The sequence below is a fragment of the Thioalkalivibrio versutus genome (genome assembly GCF_001999325.1).
GTDB classification, from domain to species: domain Bacteria; phylum Pseudomonadota; class Gammaproteobacteria; order Ectothiorhodospirales; family Ectothiorhodospiraceae; genus Thioalkalivibrio; species Thioalkalivibrio versutus.
In genome coordinates, this window is record NZ_MVAR01000007.1 from 48,021 (window position 1) to 70,623 (window position 22,603).

The window sequence follows — 22,603 nt, forward strand, 5'->3', positions numbered from 1 at the left end:
CGACATGGATTGGCGTCGCCCGCTCCTGCACTGCACGGTCCTCGTCACCCTGTCGCTGGCGGCGCCGCTGGCGCTGGCCGGGCCGGGGCAGCACGCAGTGGCGAGCGCGCATCCGGCCGCCACCGAGGCGGGCGAGGCCGTGCTGCGCGACGGCGGCAACGCCTTCGATGCCGCCGTCGCGATTACCGCCGCCCTGGGTGTAGCCGAGCCCTACGGCTCCGGGCTCGGGGGCGGCGGGTTCTTCCTGCTGTACGAGGCATCCTCCGACCGCAGCGTGATGCTCGATGCCCGCGAGACCGCCCCGGCCGCGGCCGACCGCGACATGTATCTGGATGCCGACGGCGAGGTGATCGACGGCTTGTCGCTGGATGGCGTGCTTGGCGCCGGCATCCCCGGCATGCCCGCTGGCATGGATCACCTGGCGCGGGAATACGGACGCCTTTCGCTGGCCGACAGCCTGGCCCCGGCGATCCGTCTGGCCGAGGACGGTGTTCCGGTCAGCGGCCGCTACCTGCAGATGGCGGGCTTTCGTCATCAGGCCCTGCGCGACGGGGCTGACGCACGAGACATTTACCTTGAGGCGGGTCGCCTGCCGGACGAAGGCGCGATTCTGCGCCAGCCGGACTTGGCCGTGACCCTTCGGCGCCTGGCGGACGAAGGCCGTGATGGTTTCTATACCGGTGATCTGGCCGAGCGCCTGGTCGCCGGCGTGCGCGAGGCCGGCGGTATCTGGACTCTGGACGACCTGGCGGGGTACGCGGTCGTCGAGCGCGACCCCGTGCGTCTGGACTATCTTGGCGCCACGATCACCACCGCCTCGCCGCCATCTTCCGGCGGGGTCGCGCTCGGCCAGATCCTGAACATCCTGGCGTTCTACGACCTCGAGGCACTGGCGCCGGACATGCGCGTCCACCTGACCATCGAGGCGATGCGCCGCGCCTATCGTGATCGCGCCGAGTACCTGGGCGATCCGGACCATGTGGATATGCCGCTGAAGCGGCTGCTGTCGCGCGAATACGCGGCCGGTCTGCGCGCTACCATCCATCCCGACACGGCCACCCCCAGCCGCTACCTGCCGCTGTCAGTGGAGCCGCAGCCCGAGGTTCCGGGCTCGGCCGCGGCCGAGAGTCGCGAGACGACGCACTTTTCCGTGATCGACGCCGAGGGCAACCGGGTCGCGGCCACGCTGACGCTGAACTACCCGTTTGGGTCCGGCTACGTGGTGCCCGGGACGGGCGTGCTGCTGAACAACGAGATGGACGACTTCTCGGCCAAGCCGGGCGAGCCCAACGCCTATGGCCTGGTCGGTTTCGAGGCCAATGCCATCGCGCCGCAGCGCCGCCCGTTGTCGAGCATGAGCCCGACCTTCGTCGAGACCCAGGATCGCGTGGCGATCCTGGGCACGCCGGGTGGCAGCCGCATCATTACCATGGTCCTGCACGGCGTGTTCGGCGTGCTCGAGGGGCAATCCATCGAGGAGGTCGTCGCGGCGCCTCGCTATCACCACCAGTATTTGCCCGATCGGGTGGAACACGAAACCGGGGCGTTCGATGCCGAACTGCGTGGCCAGCTGGTCTCGCGAGGGCATCAGCTGGTGCCGCAGGTGCGTCCGTTCGGTGACATGAACGCCATCCTGTGGGAGCGCGGGGCGGGTCGCCTGGAGGCGGCTTCCGATCCGCGCGGCGAGGGCGAGGCGCGGGTGTTCCAGCCCTGAAGACGCGCTGGTGGACGCGCGCACAGGGGGCGCGCGAATGAATCAGCGTATCCCTGGCCTTCACGAATTGCGCCCACACAAAAAGCCGCACCCCGAGATCGGGGAGCGGCTTTTTCGATTCACTGCAACCGCCGGGCCGGCAGTACCGGCCCGGAACCCGGGGGCTTAGCCCTGGGCCAGATCGCGGATGCGGGCGTTCAGGCGGCTCTTGTGGCGAGCCGCCTTGTTGCGGTGAATCAGGCCCTTGCTCACGGTCTTGTCGATCACCGGAACGGCCTCTTTGTAGGCCTCGGCGGCCGCCTGGGCATCGCCCTTGTGCAGCGGCTTCAGCACGGCCTTCATGGCCGTGCGGAAACGGGAGCGCAGCCCCATGTTGTGGGCGCGGTTCTTGACCGCCTGACGGGCCCGCTTACGGGCAGAAGCAATATTTGCCAAAGTACTTCCCTCGCGTTAAATCGCTAGGTTCTGGAAAGGCGGCAGAGCATACCCCCGGAGCACTCCAGCGTCAACCGGGTCGTGCGCGTGATGGGGATGGCCTGGGGCCGTCCATGCGTCTACTGTAGAAGAAAGAAAGCCATTCAAAGGAGAACAGGATGAATCGATTCAACCAGACCCTTCGGGCCGCACCGGCGACAGCATCGGGCATGGCCCTGCTGTTCGTGGCGCTCCTGCTGGCCAGCATTGCCTTCATGCCGCAGGCCAAGGCCTTCGAGCCGGAGGCCAAGGTCGTCTATCACGCCGACTTTGCCGACCCGCGCCGCTTCTCCGCGATGCTGACCAGCATCAACAATATGATGACGCATTACCAGAACGAGTTTATCGATGCCGACGTGCGCATCGTGTTCGTGGCGCACGGCATCCGCTTCCTGACCGATGACGACCTGGCTGATACCCCGTTCGAGGCCGACGAGGAGCTCAAGGAAGAGCGCGACACCCTGCGTGGGCGCCTGATGAGCCTCGCCAGCACCCACGGCGTGAAGCTCGAGCTGTGCGAGATCACCCGTTCGCAGATCGGACTGGACGAGGACCTGATCTATGACCACGTCACCTTCGTGCCCTCGGGTGTGGTGCGCGTGGCCGAGCTGCAGAACGAGGAAGGCTTCGCCTACATCAAGATCGAGTAAGGGTCTTCCGCATGCTTGACCCGAAGCCCCGCCTCGGCGGGGCTTTTTCGTGTCTCCACGAAGGTCCGGAGACGGCCAGGGGTGGGTGCGATACTGGGGCATCGCGGACAGGGTGCGCCGGCCTTGCGCAATACCCCCTCGAGTCCTTTTTCTCCGTGCCCTTCGTGGTGCAAGCAGGCCGTGTCGGGCGTGCCCGTTCAGTCGTGGATTACAGGACTTCGAGCTTGGCGAAGCTCAGCACCAGCCACTTGGAGCCGGCGTGGGCGAAGTTCACCTGGACCCGGGCCGAGTTGCCGGAACCCTCGAACTGGGTGATCAGCCCCTCGCCGAACTTCGCGTGGTGCACCCGTGCGCCGATCGCCAGGCCCGCCGCGGAGGCCTCGGCGGCCTGCGCATCCATGGCCCCGAAGCCCGCCGTCTTGTTCCGGGCCGCGGCAAAGCGGCCCGCGCCATACGGCGAGGCCTGCGGGCGCAGCACTTCCAGCGCGCCCTCGGGGATCTCGTTGATGAAGCGCGAGGCGACGTTGTAGGACTCGCGTCCATACAGCCGCCGCGTCTCGGCATGGATCAGGTACAGCTCCTGTTCGGCGCGGGTCATGCCGACATAGGCCAGGCGGCGCTCCTCCTCCAGTCGCCCCGGCTCCTCCAGCGAGCGGGCGTTGGGGAACAGCCCCTCTTCCATGCCGGTCAGGAAGACCAGCGGAAACTCCAGGCCCTTGGCCGAGTGCAGGGTCATCATCTGCACCGCGTCCTCGTGCGGGTCGGCCGCACCCTCGCCGGCCTCCAGTGCCGCGTGGGCGAGGAATTCGGTCAGGCGATTGCCCTCGCCTTCCTCGCTCTCGGCGGTGCTGCTCATGTCGAAGGCGCGCGCGGCCCCTACCAGCTCGTCCAGGTTTTCCAGCCGTGCCTCGCCACGCTCGCCCTTTTCCTTTTTGTAGTGCTCGCGCAATTGCGCGCGCTCGATTGCCTGTTCCACCTGATCGGCCAGCGGCTGGCGCGGGAGCTCCTGCTGCAGGGTGCGGACCAGCTGCACGAACCCGGCGACCGCGGTGCGCGCGCGTCCGGGCAGGGCGTCGGCGTCCACCGCGTGAGTGGCGGCCTGCAGCAGGCTGGTGTCGGCTGCCTGGGCGGCCTGGCGCAGGCCCTCCAGGGTCTTCTCGCCGATCCCGCGCGGGGGCTGGTTGACCACGCGCAGGAAGGCGGCATCGTCATCGCCGTTGCCGGCCAGGCGCAGGTAGGCCAGGGCATCGCGGATCTCCTGGCGCTCGAAGAAGCGCAGGCCGCCGTAGACCCGGTAGGGCATGCGCCGGCCGATGAAGGTCTCTTCCAGCACGCGTGACTGGGCATTGGAGCGATACAGCACCGCGCACTCGCGGTACAGCCCGCCCTGGTCCACGTGGCGGGCGATGGTCTCGGCGATGAAGCGCGCCTCTTCCTGCTCGTTCAGCGCGGTGTACAGGCGGACCGGTGCGCCTTCGTGGCCCTCGGTCCACAGCTCCTTGCCCAGACGGCCCGAGTTGTGCCGGATCAGGGCGTTGGCCGCGTTCAGGATGTTGGCGCTGGAGCGGTAGTTCTGCTCCAGGCGCACGACCTGGGTGCCCGGGTAGTCCTTCTGGAAGTGCTGGATGTTCTCGATCTTCGCGCCGCGCCAGCCGTAGATCGACTGGTCGTCGTCGCCCACGGCGAATACCGGGCTGTCCCCGGCGAGCAGGCGCAGCCAGCCGTACTGGATGTCGTTGGTGTCCTGGAATTCGTCGACCAGCACGTGGCGAAAGCGCGTGCGGTAGTGCTCCAGCAGGGCCTTGTTGTCGCGCAGCAATTCCAGCGAGCGCAGCATCAGCTCGGCGAAGTCCACCACACCGGCGCGCTCGCAGGCCTGCTGGTAGGTGGTGTAGACGCGTACCCACTGGCGGGCGACCGGGTCGCCGGTATCCGGCAGGTGTTCCGGGCGCGAGCCCTCGTCCTTGCGCGCGTTGATGTACCACTGCGCCTGCTTGGGCGGCCAGCGCGACTCGTCCAGCTCCAGGGCGCGCAGCACGCGCTTGACCATGCGCAGCTGGTCATCGGAGTCGAGGATCTGGAAGGCCTGCGGCAGCTTCGCCTCCTGCCAGTGCTGGCGCAGCAGGCGGTGGGCGAGGCCATGGAAGGTCCCGACCCACAGCCCGGTGGCCGGGTGCCCCAGCAGCGACTCGATGCGCCCGCGCATCTCGGCCGCCGCCTTGTTGGTGAAAGTGACCGCCAGCAGGCTGTGCGGGGCCACGCCCTCGACGCCAATCAGCCAGGCGATGCGGTGCACCAGCACGCGGGTCTTGCCGGAGCCGGCGCCGGCCAGGACCAGCACCGGATGCGGCGGGGCGGCCACGGCCTCGCGCTGGGCCGGGTTGAGGGAATCGAGCAGGGGGGAGACATCCATGCGCGAATGGTAGGGAAACCCGGCCGGAATCGCACGTTCCGCATGCGGGCCGTGTGCCTTCGCCCGCGCAAACGCGCTACCCTCGGAGGCAGCCTTCAAGAAGACGCTGATTCATCGACTCCGCGCGGGAACCTCGCGCGCCGATCAGGTCCCAAAGGCCGACGCATCAGGAATGGGAAGAGACCGCGAATGAACGAGATGCCATCCCGGCACCGGCTGGACAGCCCCGTATCCGGGCAGGAGCTGCACCCGGATAACCTCGCTTTCGCCGAGGATCTGCTGGAGCGCTACCAGGACGAGCCCGATTCCGTCCCGCCGGCCTGGGCCGATTACTTCCGCTCGCTGGAAGGGGCGCCGCGCCCGGAACGCCGCCGGCGCTCCACCGATCGTCCGGATCTGGCCCATGAACAGCTGCAGATCCGCGTGCTGCAGTTCATCAATGCCTACCGCTACCTCGGTCACTTTGGCGCCCGTCTGGATCCTCTGGAGCGCGAACCGCCGGAGCCACCGCGCGAGCTGAGCCGCGAGCATCACGGCCTCGACCAGGTCGGCCCCGATGTCACCTTTGATCCGGGCTCGCTGTTCATCGACGGGCGGGTTTCGCTGGATACGATCGAACGGGTGCTGAAGGAGACCTACTGCGCCGGCATCGGCGCGGAATACATGCACCTGATGGCCACCGACGAGAAGCGCTGGCTGCAGGAGCGTCTGGAATCGGCCCATGGCCACTTCGGTTTCGATGACGACACCCGCCTGGCGATCCTCGAGCGTCTGACCGCGGCCGAGGGTCTGGAGCGCTATCTGCATCGGCGCTATGTCGGGCAGAAGCGCTTCTCGCTGGAAGGCGCGGAGAGCCTGATCCCGCTGCTGAATGCCCTGATCCAGCGGGGCGGCGCGCGCGGGCTGCAGGAGTTCGTGGTCGGCATGGCACACCGCGGACGCCTCAACGTGCTGGTCAACCTGTTCGGCAAGTCCCCGGAGGAGCTGGCCAACGAGTTCGAGGGGCGTCCGCGCGACGACCGTGGCACCGGCGACGTGAAATACCACATGGGTTTCTCCTCGGACCTGGATACCCCGGGCGGTCGGGTGCATCTGGCGCTGGCCTTCAATCCCTCGCACCTGGAGATCGTCACCCCGGTGGTGGAGGGTTCGGTGCGGGCGCGCCAGGTGCGTATCGGCGATCGCAAGGGCAACCGGGTGATGCCGGTGGTGATCCATGGCGATGCCGCCTTTGCCGGGCAGGGCGTGGTCATGGAGACCCTGAACATGTCCCAGACCCGGGGCTTCTCCACCAAGGGCACCGTGCATGTGGTGGTGAACAACCAGATCGGTTTCACGACTTCGACCCTGAAGGACGCTCGTTCGACGCATTACGCCACGGATGTCGCCAAGATGGTGAACGCGCCCATCCTGCATGTGAATGGCGATGATCCCGAGGCCGTGGTGTTCATCACCCAGATCGCGCTGGACTACCGCATGCGCTTCGGCAAGGACGTGGTCATCGATCTCGTCTGCTACCGCCGCCAGGGCCACAACGAGGCCGACGAGCCGGCCGCGACGCAGCCGCATATGTATCGTCGTATCCGCGACCTGCCGACGACCCGCGAGCGTTACGCCAGACGCCTGATCCGCGAGGGCCTGACGACCGAAGACGCACAGGAGCAAGCGCTGGAGGACTATCGCGGCCGACTGGATGCCGGCCAGCCGGTGGCGCTGTCGTTGCTGCGCGAGCGCAACAGCCATGCCGGATCCTCGACCAACTGGGGCCCCTATCTGAACCAGACCTGGGACCAGGATGTGGACACCGGCGCCCCCGCCGACCGTCTGGCGCGCACCCTCGAGCAGCTTTCCACCCCGCCGGAGGGTTTCCGACTGAACGACCGCGTGCAGAAGATCCTGGATGCCCGCGTGGCCATGGCGCGCGGCGAGCAGCCGCTGGACTGGGGTGCGGCCGAGACCCTGGCCTACGGCGCGCTGATCCAGGACGGCTACCGCATTCGCCTGTCCGGGCAGGACTCCAGCCGGGGCACCTTCTTCCACCGCCATGCGGTCCTGCACGACCAGGAGACCGGCAAGGCCATCGTCCCGCTGCGGCGCCTGGATCCGGACCACCCGCGTTTCCTGGTGATCGATTCGCTGTTGTCCGAGGAGGGCGTGCTCGCCTTCGAATACGGCTATGCCACTGCCGCGCCCGAGGCTCTGGTGGTCTGGGAGGCGCAGTTCGGCGACTTCGTGAACGGCGCTCAGGTGGTGATCGACCAGTTCATCTCCTCCGGCGAGCAGAAGTGGGGGCGCCTGTCCGGCCTGACCCTGTTGCTGCCCCACGGCTACGAGGGGCAGGGGCCGGAGCACTCCTCGGCCCGCCCGGAGCGCTTCCTGCAACTGGCGGCGCAGGAGAACATGCAGGTCTGCGTGCCCACTACGCCGGCGCAGATGTTTCACCTGCTGCGCCGGCAGATGCTGCGGCCCTATCGCAAGCCACTGATCGTGATGACCCCGAAGAGCCTTTTGCGCCACAAGGACGCGGTCTCCGACCTCGATGCGCTGGCGACGGGCCAGTACCAGACGGTCATCGACGACGCCCGTATCGAGGATCCCGGCAAGGTGAAGCGCGTGCTGATGACCAGTGGGCGCATCTTCTACGATCTGGCCGCGCGCCAGGCCGAGGGCGAGCACGCGGATACGGCGATCCTGCGCCTGGAGCAGTGTTACCCCTTCCCCGAGGCGCGCCTGACCGAATTGCTGGGGCGTTATCCGGAGGCGGATGAATTCGTCTGGGTCCAGGATGAACCGGAGAACCAGGGTTACCTGGAGTTTGTCGCCCCGCGTATCAACCCGCTGCTGGCGGTGCGTGGCCAGACCCTGCACGCCGTCGCGAGACCCCCGGCCGCCGCGCCCGCCGTCGGTTACCCCGAGGTGCACAAGGCGCAGCTGAAAGATCTGCTCGAGCGCGCGTTCGGGCCGATCAGCTCGCGTGACACGCCGCACCCCACGCCCTGAACATTCGATAAAGACGCACAGAACAAGGAAGCGAGATGGCATCCGATCGCACCCCGATCCAGGTCCCGGAACTCCCCGAGTCGGTCGCCGATGCGACTGTGATCGCCCTGCACAAAAAGGCTGGTGACGCCGTCAAGCGCGACGAGCTGATCGCCGAGCTGGAGACCGACAAGGTGGTCCTCGAGGTGTCGGCCCCCAGTGCGGGCACCCTGGTCGAGCTCTCCGCCAACGAGGGTGATGTGGTCAAGGCCGACGCGATCCTGGGTTATCTGGGTCCCGCCGAAGCCGTCCCGGAGGACCCGGACGAAGAGACCGAGGATGAGGCAGCGCCTTCCAGGGCATCGACAGCCACGGAGGGCGGCAAGCCAGCGTCTGTTGCAACGGGGGATCGGGAAGGGAAACCGGTCGCTGCCTCCTCACCCGAGCCCGCGCCGTCCGGGGCCGAGAACGGAGCGGCCGGTAGCCCGCCGCCGCCCACGCCGGCCGTGCGGCGCCTGCTGCAGGAAGCCGGCCTGCGTCCGGAGGATGTCGAGGGCACCGGCGACGACGGGCGCATCCAGCGTGCCGATGTGGAGCGTGCGTGCAGCGATCGCAGCGCGCCCGCGGCTTCTTCGAAGCCATCGGGTTCCGTCGGGGCGGCGCGACCCCAGGGGCATGCGGCCGACCCCGGAGACCGCGCCGAGCGCATCGAGCGTGTGCCGATGACCCGCCTGCGGGCGCGCATCGCGGAACGGCTGCTGGAGGCGAAGCAGACCACCGCGATGCTGACCACCTTCAACGAGGTCGACATGTCCGCGGCGATGGCCCTGCGTAGCCGCTACAAGGAGCCCTTCGAGAAGCGCCATTCCATCAAGCTCGGCTTCATGGGCCTGTTCGTGGCCGCGGCCAGCCGCGCGCTCGAGCGCTTCCCGGTCGTCAATGCCGCACTGGATGGCGAAGAGATCGTTTATCACCACTACAGCGACATCGGCATTGCAGTCTCCTCCTCGCGCGGACTGGTGGTGCCGGTCCTGCGCGATACCGGAAACGCCTCCATCGCCGAGATCGAGCGGCGTATCCGCGACTACGCCGAGCGTGCCCGCGACGGCAAGCTGGATATCGACGAGCTGCGCGGTGGCACCTTCACCATCACCAACGGGGGCGTGTTCGGTTCGTTGTTCTCCACGCCGATCCTGAATCCGCCGCAGAGCGCGATCCTCGGCATGCACGCGATCAAGGAACGCCCGGTCGCGGTGGACGGCGAGGTCGTCGTCCGGCCGATGATGTACGTCGCCCTGTCCTACGACCACCGCCTGGTCGACGGTGCCGAGGCGGTGCAGTTCCTGGTCGCCATCAAGGAAGCCATCGAGGACCCGGCACGGTTGCTGCTCGACGTTTGACCCTGTGAGGTGGAGTGGTGGCGTCAGGGCTGCGACTCAAGCCGCATCCCACGTGACGGCTGGCTCAGTCGTCCGTGACGGGACGGCGCCGGGGGCCGGGGCGCAGGCTGAACAGCAGCACGCCGGCGCCGATCAGCGCGAGCGGCCAGGCCGGCCAGGCAAGCCCCTGCCAGGCGGTGACCTCCAGCTGCGTGGCCAGCCCCGCGAGGGCCAGCAGGGCCACACCCGCCCAGCCCTCGTTGCGGCGGCGGGACTGGCGCCTCAGCCCGTTTTCCAGCTCGAGGATCTGGCGGCGTAGCGCGGCGTCGCGCTCGGCCCGCTGTTCCTCCACGGTCAGGGCCTTCTCCAGGTGCATCGGCAGTTCCGGCAGGTGCGCCAGCAGGCGCGGCAGGTGTTGCTGCGCGTTGCGGATGAATGCGCGCACGCCCATGCGTTCGTGCATCCATTTTTCGATGAACGGCTTGGCGGTGGTCCACAGGTCCAACTGGGGGTAGAGCTGGCGGCCCAGGCCCTCGATGTTCAGCAGGGTCTTCTGCAGCAGCACCAGCTGCGGCTGGACCTCCATGTTGAACCGCCGAGCGGTCTGGAACAGGCGCAACAGGACCTGACCGAAGGAGATCTCGTCCAGCGGACGCTGGAAGATCGGTTCGCACACGGTGCGGATCGCCGCCTCGAACTCGTCGACGCGGGTGTCCTTCGGGACCCAGCCGGATTCCACGTGCAGTTCGGCCACGCGGCGGTAATCGCGGTTGAAGAAGGCGTGGAAGTTCTCGGCCAGATAGCGCTGGTCGGAGTCCAGCAGCGAGCCGACGATGCCGAAGTCCACGGCCAGGTAGGTCGGGTCGTCCGGGTGGGTGGCATCGACGAAGATGTTGCCCGGGTGCATGTCGGCGTGGAAGAAGTTGTGCTGGAACACCTGGGTGAAGAAGATCTCCACCCCGCGTTCGGCCAGCAGCTTCAGGTCCACGTTGCGTTCGCGCAGGGCGGCCACATCGGCCACCGGGAGGCCGCCGATGCGCTCCATCACCAGTACGCTGCGGCGGGTGTAATCCCAGATGATCTCCGGGATGTAGAGGAGGTGGCTGTCCTCGAAGTTGCGGTGGATCGCGGCGGCGTTCGCGCCCTCGCGGATCAGGTCCAGTTCGTCGGTGATGGTCTTTTCGTATTCGTCCACCACCTCGCGCGGGCGCAGGCGCTTGGCCTCGGACCAGTAGCGGTCCGCCAGGTCCGCGATCAGGTGCATGACCTCGAGATCCGCACGGATGGTCTTGAGGATGCCGGGGCGCACCACCTTCACGACCACCTCGCGCCCGTCCTGCAGCGTGGCCGCGTGCACCTGGGCGATGGAGGCCGAGGCGATCGGCGTGTCCTCGAAGGCGGCGAAGGCGATCTCGATCGGGCGTTCCAGCTCGGCCTCGATCACGGCGCGCGCCTGGTCACTGGGGAACGGCGGCACCCGGTCCTGCAGGCGCGCAAGCTCGATCGCGATGTCGTCCGGCAGCAGGTCGCGCCGGGTGGAGAGCATCTGCCCGAACTTGATGAAGATCGGGCCCAGGTCCTCCAGTGCGCGGCGGATGCGCTCGCCGCGCGTGCCCTCGGTGCGGCGGAACCAGTTCCAGGGGGCGAGATAGAGCAGGAAGCTGAGCGGGCGCAGCGGCTTCAGCGTGAACAGGATGACGTCCAGGCGATAGCGCACCAGGACCCGCGCAATGGTCCACAGCCGCAGGCCCCGGTACAGCGCGCGGCGCATCAGGCCTGCCGGTCGTCAGGTGCGGAGGCCGATGCCTCCAGACGACGCAGCCGCGCATCCAGCCGGGCGACGTCGTCGCGCAGCGTGGCTACGTCTTCGGCGAAGGCCTCGAACGCGCCGCCGGCCGGTAGCCACTCGAGCTCGTCGCGCAGGTAGTCGGCCGTGTCCTCGGCGGAGCGCCGGCCCAGGTGCCGCAGGCTGTCGCGCGCCTGGTCCAGCAGATGCCGCAGCGGCCCGGCCGCTCCGGCGCCGGCAAAGCGTTCGAACAGATCTTCCCAGTCGATACCGGCATCGCGCAGTGCATGTTGCAGGTCGGAGAGCACGGTCGCATCCCCGGTAATGCTCAACCCGGAGCGGTCGTCACGTGCCATCGCCGCGGCCAGCGACAGCGGCGAGCCCTTCAGCTGCACGTCCACTGGCTCCTCGACGCCGCCTGTAACCTGCAGCCGGTCGGCGGCCCCGACCAGCGACAGCGCGAGCCCCGGTGGCTCGATCACGATGGCGATCGCACGCCCGGCCAGCCGCGCCCGGTCCTTCTCCGGAGCGCTGGCCAGGTGTTCGTTCAGTGTGGCCTCGATCAGGGCCGCGAACGGACTGGGCAGGGCGAAGGGTTCGGCCATGAAAATGCTAGAGCTTGGTGCCGCGGTGCAGGGCGACGATGCCGCCGGTCAGGTTGTCGTATTCGACCCGTTCCAGTCCGGCGTCGCGCATCATGCCGGCCAGGGTTTCCTGGTCCGGGTGCATGCGGATGGATTCGGCCAGATAGCGGTAGCTGTCAGCGTCGTTCGCGACCAGCTTGCCCATCAGGGGGAGCATCTTGAACGAATAGACATCGTAGATCGGGCGCAGCGGCGCCATCGGTTGCGAGAACTCCAGCACCAGCACGCGCCCGCCCGGCTTGATCACCCGGCGCATCTCGGCCAGCGCGCGCTCCTTGCGGGTCACGTTGCGCAGGCCGAAGGCGATGGTCACGCGGTCGAAGTAGTCGTCCGGATAGGGGAGCTGTTCGGCGTCCGCCTGCACGAAGTCGAGGTTACCCACATGGCCCTCGTCCAGCATGCGGTCGCGCCCGGCCTCCAGCATCGAGGCATTGATGTCGCAGGCCACGATCTGACCCTTCGGTCCGACCCGTGGGGCAAAGGCCCCGGCGAGGTCCCCGGTGCCGCCGGCCAGGTCCAGGATCTTCATGCCTGGGCGCACGCCCGTGCGCTCCAGGGTGTAGCGCTTCCAGATGCGATGGACGCCCATGGACATCAGGTCGTTCATGACGTCGTAGCGCGAGGCGACCGAATGGAACACCTCGCCGACCCGCGAGGCCTTCTCGGACTCGGGGACGCTCTGGTAGCCGAAGTGGGTCTTGCCGGATTCTTCTTTCATCAAAGTGCCGTTGTCAGTGCGTCTTGCGCTCGTGTCCGGCCTCTTTCAGCCGATCCAGGTAATCCTGCCACAGTCGCTCCTGGTTCGTGCCGAGTTCGTGCAGGTAGTCCCAGTCATAGATGCCGGTGTCGTGCCCGTCGGAGAACACGAGCTTCACCGCATAGTTTCCGACCGGCTCGATCCCGGTGATGTTCACGTCTTCCTTGCCGACCTGCAGCACCTCCTGGCCCTTGCCGTGCCCGCGCACCTCGGCCGAGGGCGAATACACGCGCAGGAACTCGCAGGGCAACTCGAAATGCGAGCCGTCCGAATATGTCAGCTCCAGGATGCGCGACTTCTGATGCAGCTGGATATCGGTGGGTCGGTGGGTACTGCTCATGCGGCCTCCAGAATCCACAGTCCGGGCGCCGCCCGAACCGAATCAGCGGACCGCCAAACGGCGGCCATCAATGGACTGCGAGGATACCAGCCCTGCGGGCCAGCGTGGCATCTCCCCGCGCACCGCAGGTCTGCGGATCTTGACACCCTTTGGGTGGCGCGTCAGAGTCCGCAGCCTTATTCATGGAAAGGGAATGTCCATGACTTCGCCACGGATTGGCGTGCCCCCATCTCGACAAGAGTCGGACGACGAATTCCTTGCGCCAGGTGCCTGGATAGGCCGTCGTGCTCTCCCGCGCCTTGCGGACGATCGCCGCGCAGAGTCGCAGGACCGCCGTTTTGCCTGGTGTTCAGCCCCAGGGTCTCCTGCTCGCATCCCCGAGGCCGCTTCTTTCCGGCCGTTCGGGAGGGTGGCCTCATGAGGTCTGCCCTGGTCACCGTTGTATTCGTGCTGGCCTGCCTGGGTGCGGTGTATACGTTGCTACCCGAGGTCCGGCATGGCGTGAACCTCTTCGCGGCCGAGTTCGCTCGGGGGTTCAAGCAAGGGTTTTCCTCGACCGCAGGTGGCGTCCCTCTTCCGGGGTGGTCTCCGGATCACTCGTCAGAGCTTTCATCCGAGGTTTCGACCGGGCGGGGTGGTTCGGAGCCGCGTTCCCTGGGCGATATCCGGGACCCGAGTATTCCGGCTGGTTCTGGCGCTGACGTTGACCTGAAGGGCTACGGCAACGTGCCGAACCTGCGCGTGGCCCTGGAGCGCGACGACAGCGGCCGTTTGCGCGAGCATGTCGAGGCCTTTCGAAACGAGACCGACGTGCAGGCGCGTGCCGCCCGCATGAAAGCGTTGCTGTTTGAATGGGCCGGAGCCGCCGACGTCGATCCGGAAGACCGGGGGCCGAACATCGATGGCCGCAAGCTTGTCACCCTGGAGGCCTTCCTGGACAGGGATTTCCGCCAGCAGGGCAGCCCCGACCCTCGCCCGGGAGGAGCATCGGAGTTGCACAAGGCCTTCGCGATCTTGAAAACGGCGATGTACGGCGAGCTCATGCGGCAGACGCACCTGGCGCCCTACTTCGATGCGATCAGCTTTGCCCTGAACGAATCCGGTCCCGGCTTCGATTTCTCCGATACCACGAGCGCCCTGAAGGAGAGCTTCGAGCGCGACCCGGCCCGAGGGCTGACCGATTTGTTCGAATTCGAGCGGGCGGGTGGCGAGCGCCTGCGCGCAATGGGCTTCGATCCCTACCGCCTGATGCGCGACTGGCTGGTCGAGGCTGGGGGCGACCCGAGTGTGCAGGCGGCGCTATCGGCCCTGGGCTGGGACGGCGTGCGCATGGGTGGCCAAGGCACGGTGGAGCGCGAGATTGTCGTGGCCCGCAATGATGCCGCAACGCTGAAGGCCGGATCCGGCGGTGACTGGCTGCTCGGGGGCGATGGCGACAATGTCCTGCAGCCCGGGCCCAGTGACGATCTGTTGTATGGCGGCGCTGGCGACAATACCTACCGCTTTGACGTCGGTACCGGCCATAACATCCTGGTGGAGATGCACGGAGACCGCGGCCGTAGCGTACTCGAGCTGGGCCCGGACATCCGCCCCGAAGATGTCGATGTTCACGTCGAGGACCACGAGTTGGTGATCGCCCACCGAAATGCCAAGGACAGCGTCCGCATCCAGAACTGGTTCGGCTCCATCAACCCGGAACGCCACCGTCTGTACGCCGTTCGCCTCGCCGACGGAGAGATCATCGATCTCCCCGAGGCATTTTCCGCCGTAAGACCGTAACCGTGAATAGCGTGTCGCAACATACCAGCCGCACAGTTTCTATCAGACCGATGCTGCCTGATTTGCTCGCAGATCCCCCAACACTTGGGGGCGCCGGAAGCTATCGCCGGACTGTTCGGCCAAGCGCAAGGGGCGAGGTTCTGCATTCTTCACAAATGCTGCCCGTAGCGCGAAAGGTAAGACCGTGCCGCGATGGCCCGCGCTACACGTCCGGCATCCCCCTGAACCTTTGGCAAGGTTTCGTCGCGGCGTCTTCGGCCACACTGAGTGTGAGATGGGCATGAAGCAAGGCGTAATCGACTGGTTTGAGGGCGTGCCCGGCCCTACTGAAGACCAAGATCGACGCTGGCGTCGGGTGCGATGGGGGTTGGTGGGTGTCGCTGTGTTGGCGAAGGTTTTGTTGTGGTACGTCCTGTATTACATGGACGTGAATAACCCACCCACTTGGCTGAGTGTCCCGACCGAGTGGTTACTCGCCAACGTGCCGGCCGCTCAGGGACGTACCAATTTCGCTTATAATCTCAGAGATCAGATGCCTTACATATTCGCGATCGCATTTTTTTATTCGATCTTGGTTGCGGCGTCTTTTTTATTCTTCAACCGCCGCCGCATGGTGGTTTTAGGAGTAGTAAGGATTATTGGTGAGGGTGTCTCTCCTAAGATAGCATTTGGTTTGCTTTTTGGATGGGTTCCGATGGTATTGATCGTCTATTTCGGGCTATATGCGTTTTCTTCTGACGTGACTCATTCCGCTGAAAAGATTGGCCTATCGAGTATGCAGGAGTGGTCTTTTGCGGTGATGATTTATTGGGTCCCAATGTACGGTTTAATTGGTGCAATACTGGGTCAGCATCTGGTGTTTTTTCGTGACGTCCTGGTCCGCACGCTGCGTGGCTAGGCTACATACTTTACAGGGAGGTAAAGAGCATGTCCGATCATGATGATAGGCTTTGGTATTATGACGATGAGGGGGTGTTGAACATTGTTGTTACCCCGAATCCACCTGATGAGTCTGATGATTCTTCGCCAAGCGGAACCGACGTCGTTAGTGTTATATCCTCGGCAAGCGATATATTTCTTAGTTCCCTTCAGGACGTTGGGAAGAAATTTGGGGGGATGTCAAACGACGATCTGAAATCATTCAGAGCGTTTTCGTACACGCGGGCCGGTGTTTTGAACATTATACATCTTGGCATAGCTGCAGCGGAAGGCGACTCGTCAAAAGTCGCTAAGGTTGCGACGAGCATTGCGGTTGGGGTGGCTGTCTCCGCCGGGACGGGTGTTGTGTTAGCCGGGGTATTCCCTGTGGCTGCTACAGCTGCCATCGCGGCTACGGTAGGTGCCGTTGCTGGGCATTTTGCAGCGGAATGGTTGAAAGATGAGCGGGTTACCGATTGGCTGCGAGATAATCTGAATTCGATCAATGATAAGATTGATGCTGCGACCGAATGGTTCGGGGATCAATGGGATCGCGTGACGGAAGGCGTTGCAGACGTCTTTGAGAGGACCAAAGAGGCGGTGGCGGATACGTGGGACGATTCGGTGGATTGGGCCCAGGCAGCGGCCGATGCGGTTCGGGATATGGTGCGGTCTGCTTGGGGCTTCTGGACCAATAACTTCATCAATGACGTGCGAGACTTCTTCAACCGCGGCGAATCCCACGCCTCCCCCATCATCCTGGACCTGGACGGCAACGGTATCTCCACGCTCGGTCTGGAGGCCGGGGTGCAGTTCGATCACAACGGCGACGGGTTTGCGCAGGCGACCGGCTGGGTGGGGCCTGCGGATGCGCTGCTGGCGATGGACCTGACCGGGAACGAAGAGATCGAGACCGGCAGCGAGTTGTTCGGCAATGCCAGCGAGATTGAGGAAGGCGTGACCGCCATGAACGGCTTCGAGGCGCTGGCGATCCACGACACCAACGGCAATGGCCGCATCGACCCGGGCGACGAGGCCTGGGGCGACCTGCGCCTGTGGCAGGACACCAACGGCAACGGCGAGGTCGACGACGGTGAACTGTTGACCCTGGACGAAGTCGGCATCGGTTCCATCGATCTGGGCTACACCAACTCCACCTACGTGGATGAGCATGGCAACGAACATCGCCAGATCGGCCGGTTCGAGTGGGCGGACGGCCGCGAAGGCGAGGCCACGGACGTGTGGTTCATCCAGGACACCGCGCAGACCGAGGCGCGCGAGCGCCTGGACGTGCCGGAAGACATCGCCACCCTGCCCGACCTAATGGGCTACGGCGAGGTGCATGATCTGCATCAGGCGCTGGTGCGGGACGACAGCGGCCAGCTCCGCGAGCAGGTCGAGGCCTTTATGGCCGAGACGGACGTGAAGGCTCGTGAAGCCCGCATGGAGAACCTGCTGTACGAGTGGGCGGGCGTCAGTGACGTGGACCCGGAGGGCCGGGGCTCCCATATCGACGGGCGCAAGGTCGCCACCCTGGAGGCGTTTCTGGGGCGGGAGTTCCGCCAGCATGGCAGCCCCGACCCGAGGGTCATGGCTTCGGGTGAGCTGCGCGCCGGCTTCGACATTCTGCAGACGACCATGTACGGGCAGATGATGCGCCAGACCCATCTGGCGCCCTATCTGGAAGGGATGGACCTGGTCTTCGATGAAGACGGTATCCGCATCGACTTCGCGGGCACCACGGAGGCCCTGCAGCAGCAGTTCGATGCGGACCCGGCCCGTGGCGTGGCGGACCTTCTGGAACTGCAGCGCGCGACCGGCGAACAGCTCTCGCCCATGGGCTTCGACAGCCATGGCGTGCTGCGCGACTGGCTCGCGCAGGCAGGTGATGATCCGGCGGTGCAGGATGCCCTGGCCGACTTCGGCTGGGACGGGGTGCGCGCCGACGGTGAAGGTACGGCCGCCTCCGAGATCGTGTTTGGGGGCAACGACGGTGCGGAGCTTACCGCCGGTTCCGGCGGCGACTGGCTGCTGGGCGGTGATGGCGATGACGTGCTGCAGGCCGGCTCGGGCAACGACATCCTGTATGGCGGTGCCGGCAACAACACCTACCGTTTCGATGTCGGCCAGGGCCACAACACGATTATCGAGATGCACGGCGACAGCGGCCACAGCGTGCTGGAGTTCGGCCCGGAGATTCGCGCCGGCGATCTGGACATCCGCGCCGAGGGCAGTTCGCTGGTGCTGGCGCACAGCAACGGTCGTGACAGCATCACCATCGAAAACTGGTTCGGCAGTGCCGATGCCGAGCGCCACCGTATCAACACCCTGCGCTTCGCGGATGGCCACAGCTTCGACCTGTCCCTGCTACAGCTCGGCTCGACCCAGGGCGACGAGCTGACCGGCGGGACGGAGAACGCCATCCTGGTGGGCAATGAAGGCGAAAACACCCTGACCGGTGGCTCCGGCGACAACTGGTTGCACGGCGGTCGGGATGCTGACGTGCTGGTGGGTGGCGAAGGCGACAACCTGTTCGTGGTCCGGCACCGGGATGATCAGGTGATCGCGGAATCGGCGGATGGCATCAACACCGTGCAGTCGCACGTGTCGTTCACCCTGTCCGACAACCTCCACAACCTGACGCTGCTGGGCCGTAGCGGGGTCAACGCCACCGGCAACGAACTGGACAACGTCCTGATCGGGAACTCCGGCAGCAACCGGCTCGACGGGGTCGCGGGTGCCAACACCATGATCGGCGGCCGCGGCAACAACACCTACGTGGTGCACAGCACCGACGACGTGGTGATCGAGCAGCCGGGCGAGGGGAACGACACCGTCCAGTCCCACATCGACTACGTCCTGCCCGACAACGTGGAGAACCTGCACCTGCTGGGCAGCGAGGATCTTAATGGCACGGGCAACGAGCTGAACAACGAGCTCATCGGCAACACCGGCAACACCGGCGACAACGTGCTGCACGGCGTGGCGGGCAACAACTACATCGATGGTCGTGGCGGCGCCAACGTCATGATTGGCGGTGCCGGCGACGACACCTATGTGGTGCGCAGCGACGACGACCTGGTGATCGAACAGCCCGGCGAGGGCAACGACACCGTGCACTCGTACATCGATTATGTCCTGCCGGACAGCGTGAACAACCTGACACTGATGGGCGGCGCGGATCTGGATGGCACGGGCAACACGCTGGACAACGTGATCACCGGCAACACCGGCGACAACGTGCTGAATGGCGTGGAGGGCGACAACTACATCGACGGCCGCGCCGGTGCCAATATCATGATCGGCGGCGCGGGCGACGACATCTACGTGGTCAACAGCGAGGACGACGTGGTGATCGAACAGTCCGGCGAGGGCCACGACACCATCCGGTCCTCGGTGACCTACGCCCTTCCCGACAATGTGGAGGATCTGATCCTCACCGGTTGGGCCGATATCGACGGGACCGGCAACGAGCTGGACAACTACATCCAGGGCAACAATGGCGACAACGTTCTCAACGGCGTGGCCGGCGCGAACGTGATGGCCGGTGGCCGGGGCGACAACACCTACATCCTCAACAGCGAGGAGGACGTGGTCATCGAAAAGCCGAACCAGGGCAACGACACGGTGATCAGCCCCTTCGACTACACCCTGCCGGACAACGTGGAGAACCTGACGCTAGTGGGCGATGCCCGGGTCGGGCGCGGCAACGACGAGGACAACATCATCATCGGCACGGAACGCCCCAATCACCTCTACGGCGTCAGCGGCAACAACGTGCTGGTGGGCGGCAGCCGCTCCGCCAACTTCCTGTACGGGGGTGACGGGGACAACACGTACGTGGTCAGCAACCCGGGCACGAAGGTGATCGCGCAGGAAGGTGGTGGCACGGATACCGTGAAGGCGGAGACCCACTTCCGGCTGCCCGATCACGTGGAGAACCTTACCCTGACCGGGGACGGTGACTATTGGGGCCGGGGCAACGAGCTCGACAACACCCTGATCGGCAACGACGGCGACAATGTCCTGCGCGGCGAGGGTGGTGACAACTTCATCCACGGCGGTCGCGGTAGCAATGTCCTGTACGGTGGCGCGGGCAGCGATACCTATTTCTTCGAGCGCGGAGACGGGCACGACCGGATCGTCGAGCGCGCCCGCGACCCGGGAGAGGACACCCTGCTCCTGGGCGAGGATATCGCGGCGGACCAGCTCTGGTTCCGCCAGGACGGTCGCGACCTGGCCGTGGAGGTGATCGGCACGGATGACCGCGTCACGGTGGATGCGTGGTTTGGTCCGCAGGGCGAGACCCTGGATCAGGTGGAACTCTCAAGCGGTGAGGTATTGGCGGCGTCCGAGGTCAACAAGCTGGTGCAGGCTATGGCCGCGTTCGACCCGCCGAGTGCGGACGAGACCCGCATCCCCGAGGCGTACCGGGAGCAGCTCCAGCCCGTGGTCGCTTCCGCGTGGCAATGAAGCGGTAGCCACCCGCGGGGCCGGTTCTTCGCGGCCGCCCCGCTTTTCCAGTTCAACTCCGGCGGCCCGATTAAGCGGGCCGCCGGCTTTTGCATGTCCCCGGCACGGATGCCGGTGACGGATCAAGCGAGGCAGCATGGATTCGCCAGGGAAGGCCGCCCCGGACCCGCACGACGAGAACGGGGCCCTCGACACAGGACTGACCGCGCTGGCGATGCTGGCGCAGTATCACGGGGTGCCGGCCAACCCGGCGCAGCTGCGCCATGAGTTTGCCCCGGATGGTCAGCCATTCGATTTCGATCGCATCCTGCACGGTGCACGGCATCTGGGGCTCAAGGCCAAGCGGGTCCGGACGAAACTAGCGCGGCTCGAGCACACGCCCCTGCCCGCGATCGCTCAGGCTACCGACGGGCGCTTTTTCGTGTTGGCGCGCGTCGGCGAGCAGGGCGTATTGGTGCAGCACCCTGGCCGGGGACAGGCGGAGCGAATGTCCTGGGAGGCGCTAGAAGAGCTGTGGTCCGGCGAGCTGGTCCTGCTCACCTCCCGGGCCTTGCTCAGGGCGGAACTGGGCAAGTTCGACTTCACCTGGTTCGTCCCGGCGCTGGTCAAGCACCGCAAGCTGCTGGGCGAGGTGATGCTCGCCTCGTTTTTCCTCCAGATCTTTGCCCTGGTCACGCCGCTGTTCTTCCAGGTGGTGATGGACAAGGTGCTGGTCCATCGCAGCCTGACCACGCTGGATGTGTTGGCGATCGGCCTGCTGGCGGTGATGGTCTTCGAGGTGGTGCTGTCCGGGTTGCGCAGTTATATCCTGGCGCACACCGCCAGCCGCATCGATGTCGAGCTCGGGGCGAGCCTGTTTCGCCACCTGATCCACCTGCCCATGGGCTATTTCGAGTCACGTCGAGTCGGGGACTCGGTGGCCCGCGTGCGGGAGCTTGAAAACATCCGCGAATTCCTGACCGGCAATGCGCTGACGCTGGTGCTGGACCTGTTGTTTTCGGTCGTCTTCATCGCCGTGATGCTGCTCTACAGCGGGTGGCTGACGCTGATCGTGATCGCCTCGCTCCCGCTGTACGTACTGATCTCGGTGCTGATCACGCCACCGCTGCGGGCGCGCCTGCACGAGAAGTTCAACCGCGGGGCCGAGAACCAGGCCTTCCTGGTCGAGAGCATCAACGGCATCGACACCCTCAAGACCATGGCGGTGGAGCCGCAGACCACCAAGAAATGGGACGAGCAGCTGGCGGGCTATGTCTCGGCCGGGCTGCACACCACACGTCTGTCGACCATCGCCCGCGAGTTGATCTCGCTGGTGGGCAAGCTGGTCACGGTGGGTACGTTGTGGCTCGGGGCCCGCCTGGTCATCGAGGGGGACCTGACCGTCGGCCAGCTGATCGCCTTCAACATGCTGGCGGCCCGCGTGGCACAACCCATCATGCGGCTAGCCAATATGTGGACCGACTTCCAGCAGGTGGGGATCTCCATGCAGCGTCTTGGCGACATCCTCAACGCGCCGACCGAGTCCTCGTTCGCCAACCGCAGCAACCTGCCGCGTCTGGAGGGGCGCATCGAGTTCGATCAGGTGCATTTCCGTTACCGGCCCGACGGCCCCGAGGTGCTGCGCGGGCTCAGCCTGGAGATCCCGCCCGGCCAAGTGCTGGGCGTGGTGGGTCGCTCGGGCTCGGGCAAGAGCACGCTCGCCAAACTGATGGCGCGGATGTACGTCCCCGAACGCGGGCGCGTGCTGGTGGACGGGACCGACCTGGCGGTGGCCGAGATCAGCTCGCTGCGCCGCCAGATCGGGGTCGTGCAACAGGAGAACATGCTCTTCAACCGGTCGATTCGCGAGAACATCGCCCTGGCCAGTCCGGGCGCATCGCTGGAGCAGGTGATGACCGCCGCCCGCCAGGCGGGCGCGCATGACTTCATCCTGGAAACGCCCGAGGGATATGACACAACCGTGGGTGAGCACGGCTCCAGCCTCTCCGGCGGGCAGCGCCAGCGCATTGCGATCGCCCGGGCGCTGATGAACGATCCCCGCATCCTGATCTTCGACGAGGCCACGAGCGCGCTGGACTACGAGTCGGAGCGGCTCATTCAGCAGAACATGCAGCACATTGCGCGCGGGCGCACGGTCATCATTATTGCGCACCGGTTGAGCGCGGTACGCCGTAGCGATCGCATCATTGCCATGGAGCACGGCCAGATCATCGAGTCCGGTAGCCATGACGAACTGGCGGGGCGCGAGGGCGGCTTTTATGCGGGTCTGCTGCGCATGCAGCGAGAGTGAGGGACGG

The 22,603-nt window shown here is 66.0% G+C and carries 14 protein-coding genes; 8 read left to right on the plus strand and 6 right to left on the minus strand.

Features of this window, described 5'->3' with window-relative positions; translation table 11 throughout:
* The first annotated feature begins 4 nt into the window (after positions 1–4).
* Complete coding sequence (gene ggt / locus B0684_RS02895; RefSeq protein WP_018175958.1) at positions 5–1,714, plus strand: gamma-glutamyltransferase; 1,710 nt, start codon at positions 5–7, stop codon at positions 1,712–1,714.
* A 165-nt stretch (positions 1,715–1,879) separates the two neighbouring features.
* Here ggt and rpsT read toward each other — a convergent pair whose 3' ends face one another.
* Positions 1,880–2,149, minus strand: coding sequence for a 30S ribosomal protein S20 (gene rpsT / locus B0684_RS02900; protein WP_019612252.1), 270 nt, complete (start codon positions 2,147–2,149; stop codon positions 1,880–1,882).
* Positions 2,150–2,307: 158 nt separating this feature from the next.
* Between rpsT and B0684_RS02905 the strand changes: the two genes are divergently transcribed.
* Complete coding sequence (locus B0684_RS02905) at positions 2,308–2,838, plus strand: DsrE family protein (RefSeq protein WP_018168859.1); 531 nt, start codon at positions 2,308–2,310, stop codon at positions 2,836–2,838.
* A gap of 208 nt (positions 2,839–3,046) precedes the next feature.
* Here B0684_RS02905 and uvrD read toward each other — a convergent pair whose 3' ends face one another.
* Positions 3,047–5,251, minus strand: coding sequence for a DNA helicase II (gene uvrD / locus B0684_RS02910; RefSeq protein WP_038038012.1), 2,205 nt, complete (start codon positions 5,249–5,251; stop codon positions 3,047–3,049).
* A gap of 189 nt (positions 5,252–5,440) precedes the next feature.
* On the opposite strand from uvrD, the gene B0684_RS02915 reads away from it, so the two are divergent.
* A complete protein-coding gene (locus B0684_RS02915) occupies positions 5,441–8,251 on the plus strand; it encodes a 2-oxoglutarate dehydrogenase E1 component (RefSeq protein ID WP_018168861.1) in 2,811 nt (936 codons plus the stop codon).
* A 35-nt stretch (positions 8,252–8,286) separates the two neighbouring features.
* Entirely contained in the window at positions 8,287–9,630 is a 1,344-nt protein-coding gene (odhB, locus tag B0684_RS02920) for a 2-oxoglutarate dehydrogenase complex dihydrolipoyllysine-residue succinyltransferase (protein WP_018175960.1), read from the plus strand.
* Positions 9,631–9,694: 64 nt separating this feature from the next.
* On the opposite strand, the gene ubiB is transcribed toward odhB, so the two are convergent.
* The 4 genes from ubiB to B0684_RS02940 are packed head-to-tail and all read right to left on the minus strand — an operon-like array spanning position 9,695 to position 13,136.
* Positions 9,695–11,380: a ubiquinone biosynthesis regulatory protein kinase UbiB gene (gene ubiB / locus B0684_RS02925; RefSeq protein ID WP_018168863.1), complete on the minus strand. Its 1,686-nt coding sequence runs from the start codon at positions 11,378–11,380 to the stop codon at positions 9,695–9,697.
* A complete protein-coding gene (locus tag B0684_RS02930) occupies positions 11,380–12,000 on the minus strand; it encodes a ubiquinone biosynthesis accessory factor UbiJ (RefSeq protein WP_018168864.1) in 621 nt (206 codons plus the stop codon). Before B0684_RS02930 ends, ubiB begins: the two co-directional genes overlap by 1 nt.
* A gap of 7 nt (positions 12,001–12,007) precedes the next feature.
* Entirely contained in the window at positions 12,008–12,757 is a 750-nt protein-coding gene (gene ubiE, locus B0684_RS02935) for a bifunctional demethylmenaquinone methyltransferase/2-methoxy-6-polyprenyl-1,4-benzoquinol methylase UbiE (protein ID WP_018649606.1), read from the minus strand.
* Between the two features lie 13 nt (positions 12,758–12,770).
* Positions 12,771–13,136: a gamma-butyrobetaine hydroxylase family protein gene (locus B0684_RS02940; RefSeq protein WP_018145031.1), complete on the minus strand. Its 366-nt coding sequence runs from the start codon at positions 13,134–13,136 to the stop codon at positions 12,771–12,773.
* A 417-nt stretch (positions 13,137–13,553) separates the two neighbouring features.
* Here B0684_RS02940 and B0684_RS02945 point away from each other — a divergent pair, with 417 nt between their 5' ends.
* From B0684_RS02945 to B0684_RS02960, 4 genes are all read left to right on the plus strand, one after another.
* Positions 13,554–14,915: a calcium-binding protein gene (locus B0684_RS02945; protein WP_026304758.1), complete on the plus strand. Its 1,362-nt coding sequence runs from the start codon at positions 13,554–13,556 to the stop codon at positions 14,913–14,915.
* Between the two features lie 274 nt (positions 14,916–15,189).
* Entirely contained in the window at positions 15,190–15,813 is a 624-nt protein-coding gene (locus tag B0684_RS02950) for a hypothetical protein (protein WP_018175962.1), read from the plus strand.
* Positions 15,814–16,286: 473 nt separating this feature from the next.
* Entirely contained in the window at positions 16,287–20,306 is a 4,020-nt protein-coding gene (locus tag B0684_RS02955) for a calcium-binding protein (protein ID WP_018649607.1), read from the plus strand.
* A gap of 136 nt (positions 20,307–20,442) precedes the next feature.
* Positions 20,443–22,596, plus strand: coding sequence for a type I secretion system permease/ATPase (locus B0684_RS02960; RefSeq protein ID WP_018175964.1), 2,154 nt, complete (start codon positions 20,443–20,445; stop codon positions 22,594–22,596).
* The last annotated feature ends 7 nt before the right edge of the window (positions 22,597–22,603 follow it).

Bases quoted from the DNA above. Each gene is read 5' to 3' on its own strand.
- ggt (WP_018175958.1), top strand. From the start codon at position 5: ATGGATTGGCGTCGCCCGCTCCTGCACTGCACGGTCCTCGTCACCCTG.
- B0684_RS02930 (WP_018168864.1), bottom strand. From the start codon at position 12,000: ATGGCCGAACCCTTCGCCCTGCCCAGTCCGTTCGCGGCCCTGATCGAG.
- B0684_RS02945 (WP_026304758.1), top strand. From the start codon at position 13,554: ATGAGGTCTGCCCTGGTCACCGTTGTATTCGTGCTGGCCTGCCTGGGT.
- B0684_RS02915 (WP_018168861.1), top strand. From the start codon at position 5,441: ATGAACGAGATGCCATCCCGGCACCGGCTGGACAGCCCCGTATCCGGG.
- B0684_RS02960 (WP_018175964.1), top strand. From the start codon at position 20,443: ATGGATTCGCCAGGGAAGGCCGCCCCGGACCCGCACGACGAGAACGGG.
- ubiB (WP_018168863.1), bottom strand. From the start codon at position 11,380: ATGCGCCGCGCGCTGTACCGGGGCCTGCGGCTGTGGACCATTGCGCGG.
- B0684_RS02950 (WP_018175962.1), top strand. From the start codon at position 15,190: ATGGGCATGAAGCAAGGCGTAATCGACTGGTTTGAGGGCGTGCCCGGC.
- odhB (WP_018175960.1), top strand. From the start codon at position 8,287: ATGGCATCCGATCGCACCCCGATCCAGGTCCCGGAACTCCCCGAGTCG.
- ubiE (WP_018649606.1), bottom strand. From the start codon at position 12,757: ATGAAAGAAGAATCCGGCAAGACCCACTTCGGCTACCAGAGCGTCCCC.
- B0684_RS02905 (WP_018168859.1), top strand. From the start codon at position 2,308: ATGAATCGATTCAACCAGACCCTTCGGGCCGCACCGGCGACAGCATCG.
- B0684_RS02940 (WP_018145031.1), bottom strand. From the start codon at position 13,136: ATGAGCAGTACCCACCGACCCACCGATATCCAGCTGCATCAGAAGTCG.
- uvrD (WP_038038012.1), bottom strand. From the start codon at position 5,251: ATGGATGTCTCCCCCCTGCTCGATTCCCTCAACCCGGCCCAGCGCGAG.